The following is an 18578-nucleotide window of genomic DNA, read 5'->3' as shown; positions in this document are numbered from 1 at the left end:
AGGTTTCAGGAGTTTAAACTGTTTAAGAAGTTTTGAGTTTAACCTTTTGACCCTGTTAAACCTTTTAAACTTCTTAAACCCTTTGAACCTGGTGAACATTTTAAACCTTGCTAATGCAGCTCAAATATCACCTCTATTTCCACAGCCATATTATTCGGTAAAGAACCCATGCCTACGGCACTTCTTGCACCAATACCATTTTCTTCACCCCATATTTTTGCAAACAATTCACTGCAGCCATTAATGACATAAGGATGCTTTTCAAAATCGGGAACAGCGTTTACCATGCCAAGGATTTTGATCACTCTTTTGATTTTATTAAAACTGCCAACGCTTGCTTTAAGCGTAGCAAGAATAGTTAACGCGGTTTGCAATGCGGCAAGCTTCGCTTTTTCCTGGTCTATGTCCTGCCCTACTTTGCCGGTGATATAAGTTTTGTCTTCGAGCATGGGACCATGACCGGATAAATATAAATAGTTGCCGGTGATCAAAGCTGGTTTATAAATGCCTCCCAGCGGCGGTGCTGGTGGCAATGTCAACTTTAATGATTCAAAATTCTGATCAGCGTTAATGTGTTCCATTTATGCGGGTATATGTTTTAATAGTAAAAAGAGATAACAGTTGCAAACTTAACAAGAGCATTGAAGCGGAGGTAAAATATTTTGTAAAGCAATTGCTTTTATCTAAACCCACCCCAATTGAAATTTCTTTATCCGAAGACGCTGCGGCCCCTCCCGGGAGGGGATGAATAGCCTGCTGCTTGAAAAAAAATAAAACACACATCATTGTGTCCAAACTTTTTCATCTCCGTTTATTTCAATATGGCTATATTCAACAATTGCTTTGTACTCATACCGTTGCCCTCTCTTTAAACCGGTAAGATTTGCTTTGAAATTTCCATTAGCATCAATGGCAACCGCTTTTGATTTTATCCAAGAGCCTGCATACAGATCTTCCGTTTGGCCATGGTAAGGACGATACAGGAAGAAAGCTTTCATTGGAGTACTGGTCCTATAATTATATACTTGACCTGTTAATAAAGCATTCGCCGCAGATGGCTTCGCATCAATGGTACCTACCTGCAGCGGATGGATAGCTGGCTCCACATTCTCCATTTTGATTACAACAGGATTGGGCCAGCGATGATCATCGTAGATTCGTTGTGCCTTCACTACTGAAACAACCAACCCTGTATCTGTTTGCATCAGTTTACAGCTTACATCCTTGCCGGGTTTATATTCCTGTATCAGACTGCTTTGACCGAGCACACTTATTTTAGTTGCTGCATTTCCTTTTATGGAATGGAAAGTAAACGGCCTTCTGTCTCCTTCTTTCCATGCGGCAGCATCCGTTACAAAGGCATACACCGTTTTTTTATCAATAGATGAAGTGAACCATGTATTCTTTTCATTTGTGATCACCCACGGTCTTACACTGTCCACGGCCTCCCTGTTAATAAAATACCAGGCAGCCATTTCCCGCAAACGATCTTCCTGCTCTCCGGCCATTTCACCATTGGGTTTTGGGCCAATGTTTAACAGCAACGAACCGCCTTTGCTTCTTGCCTCAATCAATAATTCAATCAATTTTGTTCCTGTTTTATATCTGTCATTCGTTGGCTGATATTGCCAGGCTGTACCCATCGTAATACAGGAAAGCCAGGGCTCATTAATGGTTACTCCGGGAAGCATTTGTTCGGGTGTCTTTAATGCACCTCTTGTTATCAAAATATCCGGCTGCAATTTCCAACAGGTTTCTTTTACTATTTCTTTGGGTTCACCGTCTATGAATAGCAGATCAATTTTACCATAGTTGGTCATTAATTCTTCGCATTGTTTTTTTGTAAAATCATTGAATTCTTTTTTGACTGCATCATTCATCACCACATTATCGCGACTGATAGGCATATCATGTTTATAAAGAAAACTAAAATCCTCCGGGGAAAAATAAAAACCCACCTGCAGCCCCGCACGTCTTGTAGCTTCTACCATTTCTTTCAGCAGGTCTTTTTTATAAGTTGAATTCGTAATATTGAAATCAGTGGTTTTTGTATCCCACGTACAAAACCCCGAATGATGTTTCGTGGTAAACATGATATACTTCATGCCCGCTAATTTTGCCAGTGTGGCAATCTCATCGGGATCAAATTTTTTCGGGTTGAACGTTTGTGGCAATTCAGCAAAATATCGCTGAACATAATCATCTGACGCTCCTACCAATGAATGACTGATCACAATGCCTAATGGCGCATCCACGCTGAAATGAATAAACATCCCGTTGTTGGTATTGCGCAGCCATTCTTCACGTTCCGGTTTATTCAGGTTATAGCTGCTGGATTCATCATCATTTACCACGTCCTGCGCTGAAGAGAAAAAATAAACCAGCGTGAAAGTGATACATGCCAGCACTCTTTTATCATTCATAATCATTTATTATTTGTTACCATTATTGCCGACTAAAATTTTCGATATTGGGCTAAAGCCCATTGTGGAAGAGGGTTTCATAGCCCCGCCATTAATGGCGGGGTAATAAATTCAAAAACCAATACCACCGGGCTTTAGCCCAACTTAACCGGACAATAATGATTTGTTACTTAATTTTTTTCAACTGTAAAAAAGAGGGTATAGAAATACCCCCTTGTGCTTAACATCTATGACTACTTACGAAAAAAAAGTTTGTCATTATTTTTATACAGCTTCTTTTAAACTGATCTTGTCTTCGTATGCTTCCTTGTCTGGCGGGTGACGATGCCAGTATGATGCCAGTATGGAACCGGTAATATTCATTAATGGTCCAAAGATGGCAGGCGCTAAACCTATGGTGGCAGTTTTCCCCATCGCCTTGGCAAGCCCCGAAGCAAGACCACCATTTTGCATGCCTACTTCAATGGCAATGGTTCGGGAATCACGTTCACTTAGCCGGAACAGACGTCCCACCCAGTATCCAAACAAATAGCCCGTTGTATTATGAATCAATGCACATACGATTAATGCAGGCCCGATCAGTATAAGGCTGTTTCTGCCGGAAGCGATAATAATTACAATAATGAATGCAATCCCAAACATGGAAACAAGCGGCATTGCTTTATCAAGCCATCTTAATTTGCCTTTAAAATATTTATTGAAAACAAGTCCGGCGCTAATAGGGAGCACAACCATTTTTATAATATCCCACATCATGGCCAGTGCATTCACTTCAATGAACTGGCCGCCTAAAAACTTCATCCATAAAGGAGTGATTAACGGTGATAATAAAGTAGCCACAGCTGTAAGAGTGATGGATAAAGCTAAATTGGCATTAGCAAGGTATGACATCACGTTTGATGCCATACCACAGGGCATGCTCCCTGTCAATACCACGCCGGCTGCAACTTCGGGTGGAAAATCAAATAATGATGCCAGCATAAAACCCATCAATGGCATAAATGTGAAATGACCACAAAGGCCTATTAATACAGCTTTTGGCATTTTAATTACGCCGGCAAAATCTTTTACGCCCATCTCTGTCCCCATCCCAAACATAATCAACTGTATCAGCGGAGTAATTAATGCAGTAAGTTTAAAGCCGTTCCATTCCGTAAAATAAACAGGATAATACAGGGCTGTAGTAACTGCGGCAAAGATCATAATGGTATAGGCAAAACCTTTCAGCAAAGCAAAGCCCCCGAAACCAACAGCTAATGCCGTAAAAAAAGCAATCAGGAAAGGGCCAGACCATACAGTATTCCCATTGGCACTTAGTATAACAAATGCCATTAAACATGCAGCAGCAATGCACAAAGCAATCTTATAAATGGTTGTCGTGTTCAAAGTATTGTTTGTTAAAAAATGTTTCAATAATTATGCTCTTTTTATTGAACATTGAAAATTGAGCGTTGAGCATTGAACATTTATTCCTGCTGAAGAAATGTTCAATATTCAATTTTCAATGCTCAATGTCCAATTCTAACTTCCTTAAGTAACCCACATTGATTCACTATTCGCCATTCACCTGTATTCCAACATCAATATCCCAAATGCTGAAGGAATATGAAAATCCGGTTCAACAGACTGTGGTTTTATCCAACTAATCCATCTTAAATCGGCTTTACCATCCTTTATGTCTTTACACTCTGCCCTGAACAAACCAGCCTGCAGGCGATTGCCTTTCAACAGTCCCAGTTCTTTCAATGATTGTATGCCGATGGCCGTTTCAACAATATATCCATCCTGCGTAGGCGATGTCCTTACAATAAGCTGGCCTTTTGGCCATTGCCAGTTATAATTCATTTTCCGATAGTAGGCTGCGGAATAATCTAAAACCCTTCCTGAAGCATCCAGTTCAAGACAATAGTAGGGCGACATATTATCATCGGCTTTTAAAAATATTTCTACCCGGTCGGATGCTCCCGCTTCCAGTTTATCATTTTTGTTTACGTATGTAATAACCGAATCATCTTTTACATGATATAAACAATAGAGCCATTGTCCATCCCACAGTGCGGCAAAAGAAGTAGCCGGTGCAGTTGCGCATTCCCAGGGATAAATAAAATTGGAAAGAACATTCGCACCGGCCCAGGCAATGGCATTCCCTTTACCATTTATGTTGATGGAACCCGGAGATATTTTTTTTACTGAATAAGTTTGTCCACTCAAACGGGCAGTGCTAAAAACGATGGATATAAGAAATAGTATAGCACTGAAAACTTTCACCTAATGTCATTTTTTATTATTCGAAGCATCTCTTATTTTACTTACTTCAGCGGAAGTAATTGGAGTATTCTCTTTAGCAAATTTCTTTTTCACATAAGTCAAAATTGATGCAACCGCATGATCATCTAAAAAACCACCATGTGCAGGCATTACACCATTATAGGTTTTTCCGTTTACTTTAATTTCTCCCTGTAAACCGTTCAGAATAACACCAATCAACCTTTCCTTATTCCCAGCTACCCAATCGGAACCTGCTAATGGCGGATAGCGGTTGTTATCACCCTTCCCATCCCGCTGATGACAGCTTGTGCAATAAGAATTATACAATATCAGGCCGTTCATTTCGCCTCCTATACCCAGGTTATCTTTTACTTCATCAGGGGTTTTTATATACGACCTGGATTTTCTTTTTTCCATTCCAGCCAATTGTGCGTCACCAAATTTGTTTTTATCTCCCTTATACATCACCCGCCAAATTTTTCCTTTATTGGATTCAGAAATATATAAAGAACCATCAGGCCCCACAGCAAGTCCCATTGGCCTGTATAGCGCATCACTTGTGTTGACAACCGTGTCTACGCCGGTGAAGCCGTCAGCAAAAACCTCCCATTTATCCGTTGGCGCACCATTCTCAAACGGAACAAAACATACTATATACCCTGCTTGTGGATAGGGTGAACGATCTGTAGAACCATGAAATGCAACGAAGGCTCCTTTTTTATATCGTTCGGGAAATTGATCTCCCTGGTAGAATAATAAATCCATCGGGGCCCAATGCCCCGGGAAAGCCATTACGGGTAAATCAAACTTAGCGGCCCTGCCGGCTATTTTACCATCGCCGCCATAGCCTGGTTGTAAAATATTTTTTTTCTGTATCTGGTCATAATAAGCATATGGCCATCCAAAGTTTGAATGTTCGGTAACTTTTAATAAAGGTTCTGAAGGAAGCACAGCCGCCTGCCAGGGCGAATAGATATTTGGATACCTGGTATGAAAATTATCCATTCCATTCATTACCGCATACAAACTATTATCCATAGGATTCCATGCAATACCCAATACACTTCGGATGCCGGTAGCATATTTATATCCGTCCTTTTGCGTTTGGCCTTTTTTATCAGCATCAAACCTCCAGATGCCGGCATGTTTTTCAAGATCGGGAGCAGGGTCTAATCCCTTACCACCCGGAATACCGGCCGGCCCTGCTTTAGCGACGTCCTGGGCAGCATCGGTTGGCGCCCCAAAAGGAACATACATATTACCTGCATTATCAAATGCAAAAGGTTTTGCTGTATGCCATTTTCTTCCCAGGTTTTCATCATCATCATTGAGTATGACTTCAGTTCTGCTTTCAGGAATTAATTGTCCGGGAGTTAATTTGCTTCTTAAAACATTTTTTACCGTAGAGAAATACAGGTATCCATCATGTACCATTATACCAACCGGTAAACCGCCCTCATCTTTGTACTCACCAAAATAGGCGATAACATCAGCTTTACCATCATTGTTGTTATCACGAAGGCCAACAGTTCCTCCCCATCCATGCATGGCGTCATTAAAAGATAATTTCACATATACATCACCATTGTCATTAACCGTAATATGCCTTGCTCTACCTATGCTGTCTGCAACTACAACCGCTTCAAAATTTCCCGGCAGAAAAAGTCCCCCGTTACCGGGGTCGCCTGGTGGCAAGCTTGTTGCAGGGCTGGCACACCGGCTAAGGCCTGCGACTATTAAAACAATCACTATTACTTTTACAAAAAGTCGTAATATCAAAAAGTCCGGAAAGGAATAGCTGAACATAGTCTTCATTTATCTTTAATTGTAAATGAAGTGGTGAGAGCAACACTAAAATTGCTGGGCAATTTATCAACGCCAAATATCGCCCTGGTATGTTTTCCCTGGTCTCCTAAAACCTCCAAAAACAAATCAGATGCACCGTTTGCCACACGAGGTCCATCGTCCCAGTCTTCGCTTGCCCGGTAATAGATGTCAGCATGGTTAAGACCGATGATATTATCAAAACCAACAAACTTATTTATCTGTCCTAAAACATTCATTGCAGCAAGCCTTGCAGCCTGGTAACCTTCTTCTGTTGTTACATTTTCTCCAAATCGTCCTGTAAAAAAGAACCTACCATCTTTTATTGGAAACTGGATAGCGACATAAGCAATGTTACCCCTGATGTTTACAGCAACATAAGATCCGCCGGGTTTTGGCAGGTTGTCAAACTCAATTCCTGATGCCTGTAGGTTGTTAAGTATTTTATTCTGTTCCATTTTTTTTTAAATATTTCCTGGCAATAAATAATAAGCAATTAGCAAACACTTGCTTATTGCAAATTGTCTATTGCCTATTGTCTATTGAATTACCATGTTCTGTTTTTCATGTATTCATCTAACTGGGTTCTTGTCATTGGCACTTCTTCCGGATGTTTGTTGAGCCACTGCAGAAAATCTTCCTTTATTTTATCTGTCCATTGACTATCTATCTGCCCGGTCGTATAGCGGCCTTCTTTCAACATACTGATACCAAACTTATCTTTCAGGATAATAAACTCTGCTGTAACTATTACTTTTTCCGCCAGCTGTGAAGGAATGAAAATGACACCTCCTTTTTTTGCAATAACAAGATCGCCGGGTAATACAATGGCATGCCCGATGCGAACAGCTGTGTTGATACCCATTAAAACTTCATCCTTAAGGTATGAAGGGTGCCAGTCTCTTACGTAAGCGTTAAAGCCTTTTATCTCTGTCAGCCCCTCCAAATCACGGGCCGCTGCATCAAACACCACACCATTACCAGTTTTGGCAAAAATAGAATTGCCGAGGTTGCTGCCGATCAGCGTGCCATTTGCAATCTTACCAAAGCCATCGGCCACATACACGTCGCCCTTTGTCAGCATATCAATCGGCCATGAATTGGTGTTCCCACTACGTCCCTGCTTTTTGCCACGTTCTTTAATATTGTTTTCCAGGTCCGGGCGACTGGGCATAAAGCAAGCCGTGAATGCACGGCCAACTACAGGTGTATCCTCATTCACCATTTTCCAGTTTCCTTCATACTGGCAGCTATATCCTTCATTATTTAAAATTGTCCAGGCATCTTCAATGGCGATTTTTTTCGCCCTCTTTACCAGGTCATCTGGTATTTTAGGACGCCCATCATTAAATCGTTCTCCCTTCCATTCAGCAGTTAAAAAGATCAATTCCTCTTTGGAAATTGTTTGCGCATGAAGGGGGCAGCAACAATTGCAAAGCAGATGCAGTACTACGATTAAAATAAGCCTATGTTTCATTTGTCAATAGTGAATTGTGAATATCGAATTAATGTCGTCTTGTTAAGGATAGGTCGTCTGCTATGTCACCACCAGAAAAACTATTGAATTATCTTTTCTCCCTGTGTCTCAGTGCCTCTGTGCCCCGGTGGGTTCAAACCAAATCTTTGTCATTAGAAAATTATGGAACACAACGCCACGAAGACACAGAGGCACAGAGATGTTTCACATACCGGCTTATCACTAGTGTTATGGTAATCATATGCCGACGTATATCCCACAAAGTACTTTAGTGTTCCTGGCGCCTTCGTAGGAACTGTTTGCGACATAATAAACTTAACATAGCACTACTATCTGCTCCCCTTCACTACAACCGGCACAGCCATACCATTCAAATCATAAACAATTTTTCCCCCTTTAATCGTCATTTCACATTCGAGTTTTTGTTTGCCTTCTATTTTATACCCGGTATAATCATAAAAACCAAACTTCCCTTCCCGTACAGAAAGAATGGCTATATCTGCAATCGCTCCCACTGAAAGGTTTCCCAACTCTTCATGTTTGATTTCTTTTGCCGGATTCCAGGTAACCGTTTTGATTACATCTTCAATACTCATTCCCATTGCCATGAATTTTGACATGATATTCAGAATATCTTTCATCGAATTGTTCATGCTTCCAACATGAATATCGGTGCTGATGGAGTTTGGATAAAAGCCGCTTTTAACAGCAGGTATCGCCTGCGAAAAAGCAAAACTGATTTGCCCATATCCTACATCGAAAACAATCCCTTTCTTTTGCGCATCGAACACAAATGGTTTTATTTTTTTTGTGTTTACGTCTACGATTGGTTCTCTATTGCTAAGCTGGCCAAAGCAATGTGTAAAAATATCTCCGGCACGAAGATGCTTCATAAACAATTCTTCTATAGACAGCGGCGGATCGCTATCACCAAAGTCTATCATCACCGGGATGTTTGCCATGGTTGCGGCTTTCACGGCTTCATCTACCGGTGTCCACTCATTACCCACAAAATGGGCCACTTTAACGCCAACAACATAATCTTTATAACGACGTGCCATCAGTGCCGTCATCTTACTATCCATGTCATTGGTATTTTGCTCATTGATTTCGCCACTCATACCTTCTCCTACAATATTGAGCAATGCCAATACACGGGTTTTGGAGTTATCTATTATCTGCTGTTTAAAAAGGGGAAAATTGCGCCAGCCGGAACAACCCGCATCTACTACCGTTGTAACACCTGTTCTGAAAGTAAAACCATCCGGCAGAATGGATGATGTTCCATTACTGTATTTTCGATCGGGATTGGTTCCATAAAAAACATGTACATGGGCATCTATAAGCCCGGGGCTAATGTATAGGCCTTTGGCATCAACAACCTGTATGGCTTTAGTGGCATCGATATTTTTGCCTACGCTTATAACTTTCCCATCAGTAATAGCAATATCCATTACCTCATTGATGCTGTTCTTAGGATCAATGAGATGCCCGCCCTTTATAACGATTGCATATTGCTGTGCTTTTCCAAAATGAAAGACAAGAATAAAAAAGAATAAAGCACTTGCTTTTCTCATGCATTAATGTTGATATTTTTTCAGACTATACTTGCTTGCCGGAATAAACAGGGCTTGATAAGAACACGGTTTCCTGGTACATAAAAACAAAACACCTTATAACAGCTTATTATTAAACAGAAGCTTTTGATAATTCTTCCGCAATCCTTGTTGCTACTATTTTCTCTTGCCCGGGTTTGAGCATCCACACTGTAACAGCAATACTTTTTTCCTGCACATTACCGATTTCAATGGAAGGGGAAGCATTGCGTAATTTTTGCTGCAGCTCTTTGCCGGTAAGCTTTACTTTGGTATCATCCCAGCTGATTTCCAATGTTGGAGTAGTATTACCTAAAGCAGGAACAGTTACTTTAGTTGCAACTCCATTTACAGCCTTAACACTATTTTCAATTTTGGCTGTAGCTGCTTCCCATTGTTTCCATTCTTTATCGTGGTCCTGGTTGATATATTTTTCCAGCGCTACATACATTCCTAATATTTCCTCCTTATTCACCTTCATACCACGGCCAACATTAAAACCACGGGGAGGCATGTGTAAACGGGCGGCGGATACAATATCTTTTTTGCCCATTAAAAGTCCTGCGCTTTGTGGGCCGCGCATAGCTTTACCGCCGGATATTGCTACAAAACTGAAGCCCATATCATTAAACTTCCAGAGATTGGATACAGGCGGTACATCCGCTGCTATGTCAATAGAAGTTGGGATGCCATGTTTCTTTCCAATAGCTACCCATTCTTCATGCATTATTTTTCCTTTGTCTGCTTCAATATTTAAAAAATGCAATAATGCTGTTTTATCATTAATGGCTTTCTCTAACTCTTCCACTGTTTCTATATAAATTATTTGACAACCGGTATTCTTCAGTGCATGATTGTATACGATCTCATGTGCTTTTTGACAGATCACTTCCGATTTCATGCCGGTTGCTTCCAGGTGTGGAAGCTGTTCTATTTTCTTCTGATCCATCCCTGTCAGAATTCCTGCCAAGCCCAACGTCATAGCGGAGAATGCGCCTGATGTAACAACAGCCGCTTCTGAATGAACTAATGCGGCAATCTTTTCGCCAACCTTATCCTGTAGTTCATCTAACATGCAAAATTCCTTTGCGCCGTTATTAATAGCTTCCAGCACATAATCATGCATTAATGAACCGGTCATCATCGTGAGGGTGCCTGCAGCATTAATAAAAGTACGCACACCTAACTCTTTGAAAAGGTCTCTCTTTGCCCCAGGCGGAGCTGGGGCTGCAGATACAGATTGCGGCAATCCTGTTACTCCTGCTGCTAATGGAGTAAGTGATAAATATTTTAAAAGTTCTCTTCGTTGCATCTTTCTTAGTTAAGTTTTAATAAACGATTATGTACGATGTCAGAGGTTTGAAGTCAGAAGTACGCTCACTCTAAAATTGGAGCGGCTTTATTGTCAAGTTCTCCTCTGACATCCCACCTCCTACATCCGACATCCTTTCTCTTCAGGTATGTGCGATGCAATCCATTTCAACCAAAGAATTTCCCGGCACACCACCTTTGGCAACCGCTACGGTAGTGCGAACAGGAGGTTTTTTTCCAAAGCGGCCCTGGTACACTTCGTTCATTGCTTTATAGTCCGCTATATCATTTAAAAACACGGTTACCTTCAGCACCTTTTCCATTGAAGACCCTGCACTGATCAATTCCTTTTCAAGTTCCTTCAGTACATGATCGGTATGTGCTTTTATATCGCCTTCAAAATGCGCCCCTTTGCCCGCTATAAAAACAAGCTGTTTGAATTTGGTAGAGCCGGAAAACAAGGGGATTTTTTCCTGACCCGTTGTTGTTACATTAAATACTTCTTTTTCATCTGAGTCCTTATCCATGGTTGGTTTGGCATTTGCCAAAAACCCTAATCCCACAGTGCCGGCAACAGAAGCAAACAATTTTTTCAGCGCTGATCTTCGTTGTGTTTTCATTTGTATATATTTTATTTTTTTTTGGTCAGATGGAACCTCGCAAACAATCCTGCCTTGTGTGGAAAAAAAATATCATGCTCGGCTTCATGCTTATTTTTTTAAATAATTATAAACTTTGCCATTCAAAATGTCTTGCCCTTCCCCGCCGGGAGAAGGGCAAGACATAAAGTAATTTGTAGCAGTTTTCACAGGCAATAATGAATTATAGTGTATCACTGTTTTATTAACCCCAAAGCAGTTTTTATTTGATGCCAAAAAACTATAAGAATAAACAAGATGCTGTTCAGCATCTCACTACGGCTTATCCCACCATACTCTTGTCATCAGGTCATCAGCACCCTGCCTGCTAACGGCTTCATTGTATGATGCCCTGTTCAGGGTTTGTTCGGAACTAGGATATAAAAGTCTTCTGAAAATTTTACCACCTGTAGCATTACCCGGATAATTATTAGGAACAAGTGCGGGATAACCGGTTCTGCGATAATTGGCATACACTTCCTGTGCGTCAGGAAAAATACCGACCCAAAACTGGTTGTAGATCTGTTCCATTTGTTGGGCAACAGTGCCACTGGTATTTAAAGTATGAGCAGCTACATAAGAATCAATCCTGCCGGCGTCTATTGTACCCGTGGTGCCGCTGATCAGATCCCAGTGCTTCATAGCTGCCCTTATACCTTTTTCATATAAAGAGCTTGCCGTTTCCGCAGCGTACCAGTTTTTTAATGCTGCTTCAGCCAGTAAAAAATTAGTTTCTGCAGTAGTAAATAATAATAGAGGAGCGGACAGCTTCAAAACAGTATTTTGATTAGGCTCTGAGAATGTAACAAAATTGGATGGCTTTGTACCATTGATATTCGAAGGCATTCCCTTTTGAATACTTTCCTCAGAACTGGCCACTCCATTTACATATACCACTGATATAACTTTCAGCCTTGGATCGTTGTTTGCTTTGAGAGAGTCGATAAACACCTGCTGATATTTTCCTCCTTCATTATTACTAATTCCATCCGCCTTTATATAATTATCATTGATCATTACTAAGGCTATCGGATTTTTGTTAATGTCCTGGCCCGAACCGACATAACTCAGTTTCGCAATATCCGCATAGTCTGTAATAACACCGCCTGCTATAGCTTTGGTTACCCATGTTTGCGCCGCGGCGGCATCTGCTTTAGTCATCCGCATACCAAGACGCAACATCAGGGAGTAAGCGAATTTTTTCCATTGAGCTGTATTACCATTATAAATAAGATCAGCAGCGCCAAATGTGTTTGTGTTGGCCGGATCCAAACTTTTTGCCGCTTCATCCAGCTCTTTCAGCATATCGGTATAAATATCTTTTTGTGCGTCATAGGCGGGTTGATAAAGAGATTCGTTATACCCTTGTGCTGCCTGGGTATAAGGAACATCTCCATATAGGTCGGTGATGCGGCTGAAACAAAATACTTTCCAGATACGGGCTACAGCGTATAGGTTTATTTTAGCAGGATCATCTTTCACCACTTTGATCACCTCACCAATTTCATTGATCTGGTTTGGATAAGCGTTATTAAAAATACCCATGGTCAGATCAAGCCGCGCAGCTACATATTTAGAACCAAAACCTTCCACATCATTATAGCTTGTGGTGTATTGCATGGTACCTAAAAGCAAGGTTTCCGTATTACCGCTGAATCTTGCACCATCATATAATGCCTTACTGAAAATATATTGCGGCGTCGGGGTTGAAACCGCATCAGGATTGGTATTGATCTCTTTAAAATCTTTATCGCAGGATTGTATCAACAGCATACAAAGTGCTAACGATAAAAGGCTGGTATATTTTTGTTTAAGCAGTTTCATCATTGTCGGTTTTAAAGATTAAAATTTGAGCAGAAGGTTTACGCCATAAGAGCGGGTACGGGGTAATCCAATAGATTCAATACCCTGGGCAGCGCCGTTGGTTAAACTTTGTTCCGGATCGAAGGTGTCTGTGTTTTTGTAAAGCGTAAGCAGATTGCGACCAACAAAAGCAATGCTTGCGGACTGTACATTATTTTTTAAGAAACCCATTTTAGACACCGGCAAGCGATAAGATAAAATTACCTGGCGCAATTTTACAAAGCTGCCATCATGCACAAACAACTCTGTATACCTGTTTTGGGCGTTATAATAAGCAGGGCGAAGACTGGCTACCGGAACAGTATAACTATATTTATCTCCTGTTTTAGTTACTCCGGTTAATAGCAGGCCATTTTCTCTACCCTCCAGGGTGCTCTTCATTAGTCCTAAGCGTGTGGCATATACTTCCATCACCGAAAATATGCTGTTGCCAAATTTTCCATCTACCAAAATGTCCAATGAAAAATTTTTGTACCTGAACTCGTTACCGAAACCCATCGTAAGCGGGGGCACACCTTTTCCTAATTCCTGGTTATTATCTGTCTGGAGCGGAAGGTTGGAATTTATATCAAAGACGATATTACCACTTGCATCTCTGAGCTTGCGGAAACCATAGATGGCGCCAAATGTGCGGCCGACATTAGCTTTGATATAAGCATTACCGTTGGCTGAATTACCCAGTGGGTATGTACTAATACCATCGGCCAGCCTCAGCACTTCACTTTTATTATAAGCGAAATTATAACTGGTAGTCCAACTGAAATGTTTGGCTTTAACAGGTATCGCTGTTATTAATACTTCCACGCCTTTATTACTTAGTTCACCTGAATTTAAAAAGACGCCGGTATAGCCGGAAGTATTAGATATGCCAATGTCAACTATATCATCGTCTGTTTTACGATCATAAAACGCAAGGTCTATGTTTAGCCGACTTCTCATCAGTTGCATATTTAAGCCTATTTCCGAAGTGGTAGATGTAAATGGTTTCAACTTAGCATTGCTAATAGAAGAAGAAGTAACATTTTGCAGTGGAACTGAGCTGGCACTGGGTACACTGCTGTAAGTAAGATTGATAGCATAAGGGGTCGGTCCGCCGCCGCCAACCTGCGCCCAGGAAGCTCTTAGCCTGACAAGGTTAAAAACATCTGGCAATTTAATCGCATCAGATAATACAAAACTGGCACCAAAACTTGGATAGAAAATACTGTTATCCTCAGGGCTGAGCGTAGAAAACCAATCCTGGCGTCCCGTTGCTGTTAAAAAAAGTAAATTTTTATAATCTATATCAATTGATCCGAATATGGAATTGGTGGCGATATTACTGGTGACTGGTCTGGTAGAAGAAGTTGATAAATTTGAAAAACTATAAAAATAAGGTGTTGTATATGACTGCCCGGTCAAATTAAGTTGATTGTTTTTAAACCGGCGGCTGTTGGCCCCAGCGAGTATTGAAAGCCCTATTTTATCAATAAACTTCGTTTTATAAGTGCCCGTTATCATGCCGTTGGTTTCAGACACATCAGATTTAATACCGGCATACTCTCCATTAGGTACGTATTGAGTACCGGTTGGTAAAATGCTTGTGAAATTGTAATTATAAAAATCTCTTGTCACTATGCCCTTCACCGTTAAATTTTTTAATACATCATAAGACACGGAAGCTTGCCCGATAAACCGGTTCTTGGTATCTGTTTGTTTAAATTTATTAGCGATAAAATAACTATTGGTTACAATGCCCGCATCATTCCAAACAATTTCATTTCCATTGGCATCATAGCCTGGGCTCAACCAGCGTACATCAACTGTATTAGCCACTTCATAAGGCGTCCAGTTAGGATTACCCAACGCATCGCCGGCTATCGGACGGTTATTACCTTTTTCCAGGTTATACTGAATCACCGACTCGATTCTTAAACGATTGCTGAGTTTAGCACTGATGTTCAGATTGGCTGTTTTGCGATTATATTTATTACTGGGTAAAATACTTTTTGCATTCAGATCAGATAATGATAACCGGTAGACAAGCGCTTCAGTTCCTCCTGAAAATGCTATGGTGTTAGTGAACGTAGTGCCTGTTTCATAAAAATGTTTCAGGTTATCTTTTTGAGCCGAGTAAGGATGATTCTTTCCATCGGCTGCCATGTAATTCGTAGATCCGTCAATCTTTGCGCCGAAAGAACGCCGACCTGTGGCCTGTGCATCTTGAAGCGTTGTGGGCATTACTCCTCCATCACCCTGTCCATATTCATATTGATAATCGGGAAAAACAGAAACGTTCTCCATTGTAAGCGTAGAATTATATTCAACACCTATTCCTTTTTGCGCTTTCCCTTTTTTAGTAGTAATTAAGATTACACCATTCGCTCCTCTTGAACCATAAAGAGCTGCAGCCGTCCCACCTTTCAATACTGTGATAGATTCGATATCATCCGGATTGATAGCAGCAATACCATCACCACGGTCTGTACCTTCTGTCAAGCCAAAGCCATTGGGCCTTGAACTTCCACCAGGTACGCTATTATCTATGGGCATACCATTGATCACATACAAGGGTTGGCTTTCGCTTGAAATCGAACCGTTGCCCCTGATAATAACACGACTGGAGCCACCTGGCCCGGTTGATAACCCTGTAGCATTCACACCTGCTATTTTACCTGTCAGCGCATTGGCTATATTATTTTCCCTGGCTTGCGTAAACTCTTCGCCTTTTACTTCCGTGACAGAATAAGTAAGTGATTTGCTTGTTCTCTTAATACCCAGCGCTGTAACCACCACTTCATCCAGGTTCCTGTTGGCTTCATCTAACTGTATCAGCAAACCCTGCATTTGTTCCGTAATCGTGACCTCCCTGGCTGCATAGCCTACGGAAGATATTACAAGTATGATCGTTTTATCTTTATACTCATCCGGGAGACTGAGTTTAAAATTTCCATTTTCATCTGATGTAGTGGCAATGGCGGGATTTCCTTTTATAGAAATAGTAGCCATGGGTAAGGTAACCCCGTCTTTTGAGGAAGTCACTTTACCGGTAACAGGTATCACATACGTAGCAGACACACCGTTACTATTACCCGAACTAACAATTTCAAATAACGAGAACTGGTTATTGCCTGTTTTTTTATAATTAAGCTGATAATTGGTTAACAATAGTTTTAAACCAGACTCAACATCATAGGTTTTTATTTCATTGATAAGAGAAGCAGGAACGATTTTACCATCCAGCAAGCCCTCACGGTAAGCGATTTTTATTTTATAGATTTTTTTTACCTCGTTAACAGCATCTTTCAATGAAATTGAATTAGGATGCTGATCAGGCGGTGAGTCGGAATCGGATCGTTTATAATTTAACCTGGCGAATTCCTGTGCAGAAGAATTGAAATAAATATTCATCCCGCAAAGAAAAAAGAGTGGAATCAGCAGTTTGGTTCTGGTACTCATAAAAGCAGCTTATTTTTTGGCAGTTATTGATATTATTTCGAAATGGTTATATGCTTATTGGCGGTTTGTTCTATCGCTACGTCTAAGGTAGTAGCCACTACATCCAACAGGTCGGCTACATTGCTTACAGTTATATCCCCTTCTATTTTCAAACTGTACAGGGCAGTATCCTGTGCATTTACCGTGTAGCCAAACCTGTTTTCCAGCGTCTCTGTTATCTCCCGCAGCGTAGCATCGGTAAATGAAATTTCATTCGCATTGGTCCATGCAGTAACCTGTGCAGGTTTGGACAGTTTCTTATTTACCAATAATTCTTTACCGGCGTATTCCACATAGTCGCCCGGCGCCATGATCAGCGAATTATTTGTTTTGTTCACATAATCAATCCTGATCTTACCCGTAAGCAGTGCCACATTGGTCTTGCCGCTGCGGGCCTTCACATTGAAAGTGGTTCCGAGCACTTCTATATTCACATCGTCGCAGTGCACAATAAACCTGTCCGAAGGATTGATGTGCAGGGTGTCTTTGTTGAGGTGTTTTACGTCAAAATAACCTTCCCCACTGATCCAAACTTCCCGCCGCATTTCATTATCCCAGCTCCTGCTATAGGATAGTGTAGTATTCCCGTTTAATGTAACCTTTGAATGGTCGGGCAGCGTTATAGTTTTTACTTCGCCCGCGGTAGTGGCGATGGTAACGGTTTTATCAGACTTATAATAATTAGCAAGCCAAAGCGCCGCCGCCGCAACAATGATAATAGCCGCTGCAGCACGAATGAAAACCGGCAAACGGAATACTTTTTTCCTTTTTTCAACATGGTTTACCGATTCTGAGATGCGCTGCCATACAAGATCTTTGTTTTGCTCGTTTCCCAAAAAAGCCTGCCTGCGGTAGATCTTTATCATTTCAGCCGCCTGCTCCACGGTCTCCCTTTTATGCGGGTTATTTTCTATAAACGATTGCCAGAATGAATCGGTGTTTACATTGGGATTGATCACCCATTGCACAAAAAAATCATCTTCGAGAAAATCCTTTACTTGAAATTCAGCGTAATTAACAGGGCTCATTAAACAGGTATTTTCTACCTATTACACCGGGACTAGTAAAAATTATCCCTTTGAGGCAGAAAAAAATTTCAGGCAAAGCAAAATTGAAAGTGAAGAGGGAGCGCCTAACGTGGCTTGCAACCGTTCCAGCGCCTTGTATAAAAGCTTATAAGATGAATTGACACTGATGGACATTACATCGGCGATCTCTTCGTAAGAAAGCCCTTCATAAAACCGCAGGTAAATTATTTCTTGCTGGCGGGCCGGCAAGGCCTGGATAAATGTTTTGATCTTAGCCTGCAGCTCAATATGCTCAATGCGTTTCAGCGCTTCGTTATCGTATACTATTGTAAATGAAACAGGGTACTCCTGCCCGTCTATATCGGTATATTTTTCTTCGCTTTTCATTTTGCGCAGCAGGATATTGCGCAGTGACTTAAACAGGTAATTCTTGACCGAAGCAGGTATGCTTAAACGTTCCCGGCTTGTCCACAATCTTACAAACAGATCATGCACTGCGTCCTCTATCAATTCCTTTTCGTTAGTAAACCTGTAACCGTAATTATTCAATAAACTGAAATAAGAGTCGTAGAGACGGCCATAAGCGTCCCAGTCGCCCATTTTAAAAGAACGCCACAATATCAGATCGCCTTCACTTCTCATCACAGTTATTAGCAGTTTTAACCAGAGTTAGA

The 18578-nt window shown here is 41.1% G+C and carries 14 protein-coding genes; all 14 read right to left on the bottom strand.

Annotated elements, in window-relative coordinates; all coding sequences use genetic code 11:
- Positions 1–110: 110 nt before the first annotated feature.
- Positions 111–581, bottom strand: coding sequence for a RidA family protein (locus P2W73_RS10155; RefSeq protein WP_276501917.1), 471 nt, complete (start codon positions 579–581; stop codon positions 111–113).
- Between the two features lie 201 nt (positions 582–782).
- Positions 783–2423 (bottom strand): alpha-L-fucosidase, encoded by a 1641-nt coding sequence (locus P2W73_RS10150; RefSeq protein ID WP_276501916.1) that lies wholly within the window; start codon positions 2421–2423, stop codon positions 783–785.
- 264 nt (positions 2424–2687) lie between these two features.
- Positions 2688–3809, bottom strand: coding sequence for a bile acid:sodium symporter family protein (locus P2W73_RS10145; RefSeq protein WP_276501915.1), 1122 nt, complete (start codon positions 3807–3809; stop codon positions 2688–2690).
- A gap of 177 nt (positions 3810–3986) precedes the next feature.
- Positions 3987–4691 (bottom strand): carbohydrate-binding family 9-like protein, encoded by a 705-nt coding sequence (locus tag P2W73_RS10140; protein WP_276501914.1) that lies wholly within the window; start codon positions 4689–4691, stop codon positions 3987–3989.
- A gap of 6 nt (positions 4692–4697) precedes the next feature.
- Entirely contained in the window at positions 4698–6506 is a 1809-nt protein-coding gene (locus P2W73_RS10135; protein ID WP_276501913.1) for a PQQ-dependent sugar dehydrogenase, read from the bottom strand.
- Positions 6503–6973 carry a RidA family protein gene (locus P2W73_RS10130; protein ID WP_276501912.1) on the bottom strand — a complete coding sequence of 157 codons (471 nt, stop codon included), beginning with the start codon at positions 6971–6973 and terminating at the stop codon, positions 6503–6505. The genes P2W73_RS10135 and P2W73_RS10130 overlap by 4 nt, the downstream gene beginning before the upstream one ends.
- An 89-nt stretch (positions 6974–7062) precedes the next feature.
- Complete coding sequence (locus P2W73_RS10125; protein ID WP_276501911.1) at positions 7063–7992, bottom strand: RraA family protein; 930 nt, start codon at positions 7990–7992, stop codon at positions 7063–7065.
- Positions 7993–8321: 329 nt separating this feature from the next.
- Entirely contained in the window at positions 8322–9569 is a 1248-nt protein-coding gene (locus P2W73_RS10120; protein WP_276501910.1) for an amidohydrolase/deacetylase family metallohydrolase, read from the bottom strand.
- A 112-nt stretch (positions 9570–9681) separates the two neighbouring features.
- Complete coding sequence (locus P2W73_RS10115) at positions 9682–10899, bottom strand: aminotransferase class V-fold PLP-dependent enzyme (protein ID WP_276501909.1); 1218 nt, start codon at positions 10897–10899, stop codon at positions 9682–9684.
- A 142-nt stretch (positions 10900–11041) separates the two neighbouring features.
- Complete coding sequence (locus tag P2W73_RS10110; RefSeq protein ID WP_276501908.1) at positions 11042–11518, bottom strand: RidA family protein; 477 nt, start codon at positions 11516–11518, stop codon at positions 11042–11044.
- Between the two features lie 294 nt (positions 11519–11812).
- A complete protein-coding gene (locus P2W73_RS10105; protein ID WP_276501907.1) occupies positions 11813–13360 on the bottom strand; it encodes a SusD/RagB family nutrient-binding outer membrane lipoprotein in 1548 nt (515 codons plus the stop codon).
- Between the two features lie 18 nt (positions 13361–13378).
- On the bottom strand, positions 13379–16837 hold the full coding sequence (locus P2W73_RS10100; protein ID WP_276501906.1) for a SusC/RagA family TonB-linked outer membrane protein: 3459 nt from the start codon (positions 16835–16837) through the stop codon (positions 13379–13381).
- 32 nt (positions 16838–16869) lie between these two features.
- Positions 16870–17904, bottom strand: coding sequence for a FecR family protein (locus P2W73_RS10095; RefSeq protein WP_276501905.1), 1035 nt, complete (start codon positions 17902–17904; stop codon positions 16870–16872).
- A 42-nt stretch (positions 17905–17946) separates the two neighbouring features.
- Positions 17947–18546, bottom strand: coding sequence for an RNA polymerase sigma factor (locus P2W73_RS10090; protein WP_276501984.1), 600 nt, complete (start codon positions 18544–18546; stop codon positions 17947–17949).
- Positions 18547–18578 lie beyond the last annotated feature (32 nt).

This window comes from Terrimonas pollutisoli, from assembly GCF_029360765.1.
In the GTDB taxonomy this organism is placed as follows: domain Bacteria; phylum Bacteroidota; class Bacteroidia; order Chitinophagales; family Chitinophagaceae; genus Terrimonas_B; species Terrimonas_B pollutisoli.
The sequence above is the reverse complement of the archived record's forward strand: the minus strand, read 5'-3'. Positions and strand labels throughout refer to the sequence as shown.

What these genes read in the sequence shown, in the direction of transcription:
- P2W73_RS10120 (WP_276501910.1), bottom strand. Translation starts at nt 9,569, where the DNA reads ATGAGAAAAGCAAGTGCTTTATTCTTTTTTATTCTTGTCTTTCATTTT.
- P2W73_RS10115 (WP_276501909.1), bottom strand. Translation starts at nt 10,899, where the DNA reads ATGCAACGAAGAGAACTTTTAAAATATTTATCACTTACTCCATTAGCA.
- P2W73_RS10135 (WP_276501913.1), bottom strand. Translation starts at nt 6,506, where the DNA reads ATGAAGACTATGTTCAGCTATTCCTTTCCGGACTTTTTGATATTACGA.
- P2W73_RS10090 (WP_276501984.1), bottom strand. Translation starts at nt 18,546, where the DNA reads ATGAGAAGTGAAGGCGATCTGATATTGTGGCGTTCTTTTAAAATGGGC.
- P2W73_RS10155 (WP_276501917.1), bottom strand. Translation starts at nt 581, where the DNA reads ATGGAACACATTAACGCTGATCAGAATTTTGAATCATTAAAGTTGACA.
- P2W73_RS10100 (WP_276501906.1), bottom strand. Translation starts at nt 16,837, where the DNA reads ATGAGTACCAGAACCAAACTGCTGATTCCACTCTTTTTTCTTTGCGGG.
- P2W73_RS10095 (WP_276501905.1), bottom strand. Translation starts at nt 17,904, where the DNA reads ATGAGCCCTGTTAATTACGCTGAATTTCAAGTAAAGGATTTTCTCGAA.
- P2W73_RS10130 (WP_276501912.1), bottom strand. Translation starts at nt 6,973, where the DNA reads ATGGAACAGAATAAAATACTTAACAACCTACAGGCATCAGGAATTGAG.
- P2W73_RS10125 (WP_276501911.1), bottom strand. Translation starts at nt 7,992, where the DNA reads ATGAAACATAGGCTTATTTTAATCGTAGTACTGCATCTGCTTTGCAAT.
- P2W73_RS10110 (WP_276501908.1), bottom strand. Translation starts at nt 11,518, where the DNA reads ATGAAAACACAACGAAGATCAGCGCTGAAAAAATTGTTTGCTTCTGTT.
- P2W73_RS10105 (WP_276501907.1), bottom strand. Translation starts at nt 13,360, where the DNA reads ATGAAACTGCTTAAACAAAAATATACCAGCCTTTTATCGTTAGCACTT.
- P2W73_RS10150 (WP_276501916.1), bottom strand. Translation starts at nt 2,423, where the DNA reads ATGAATGATAAAAGAGTGCTGGCATGTATCACTTTCACGCTGGTTTAT.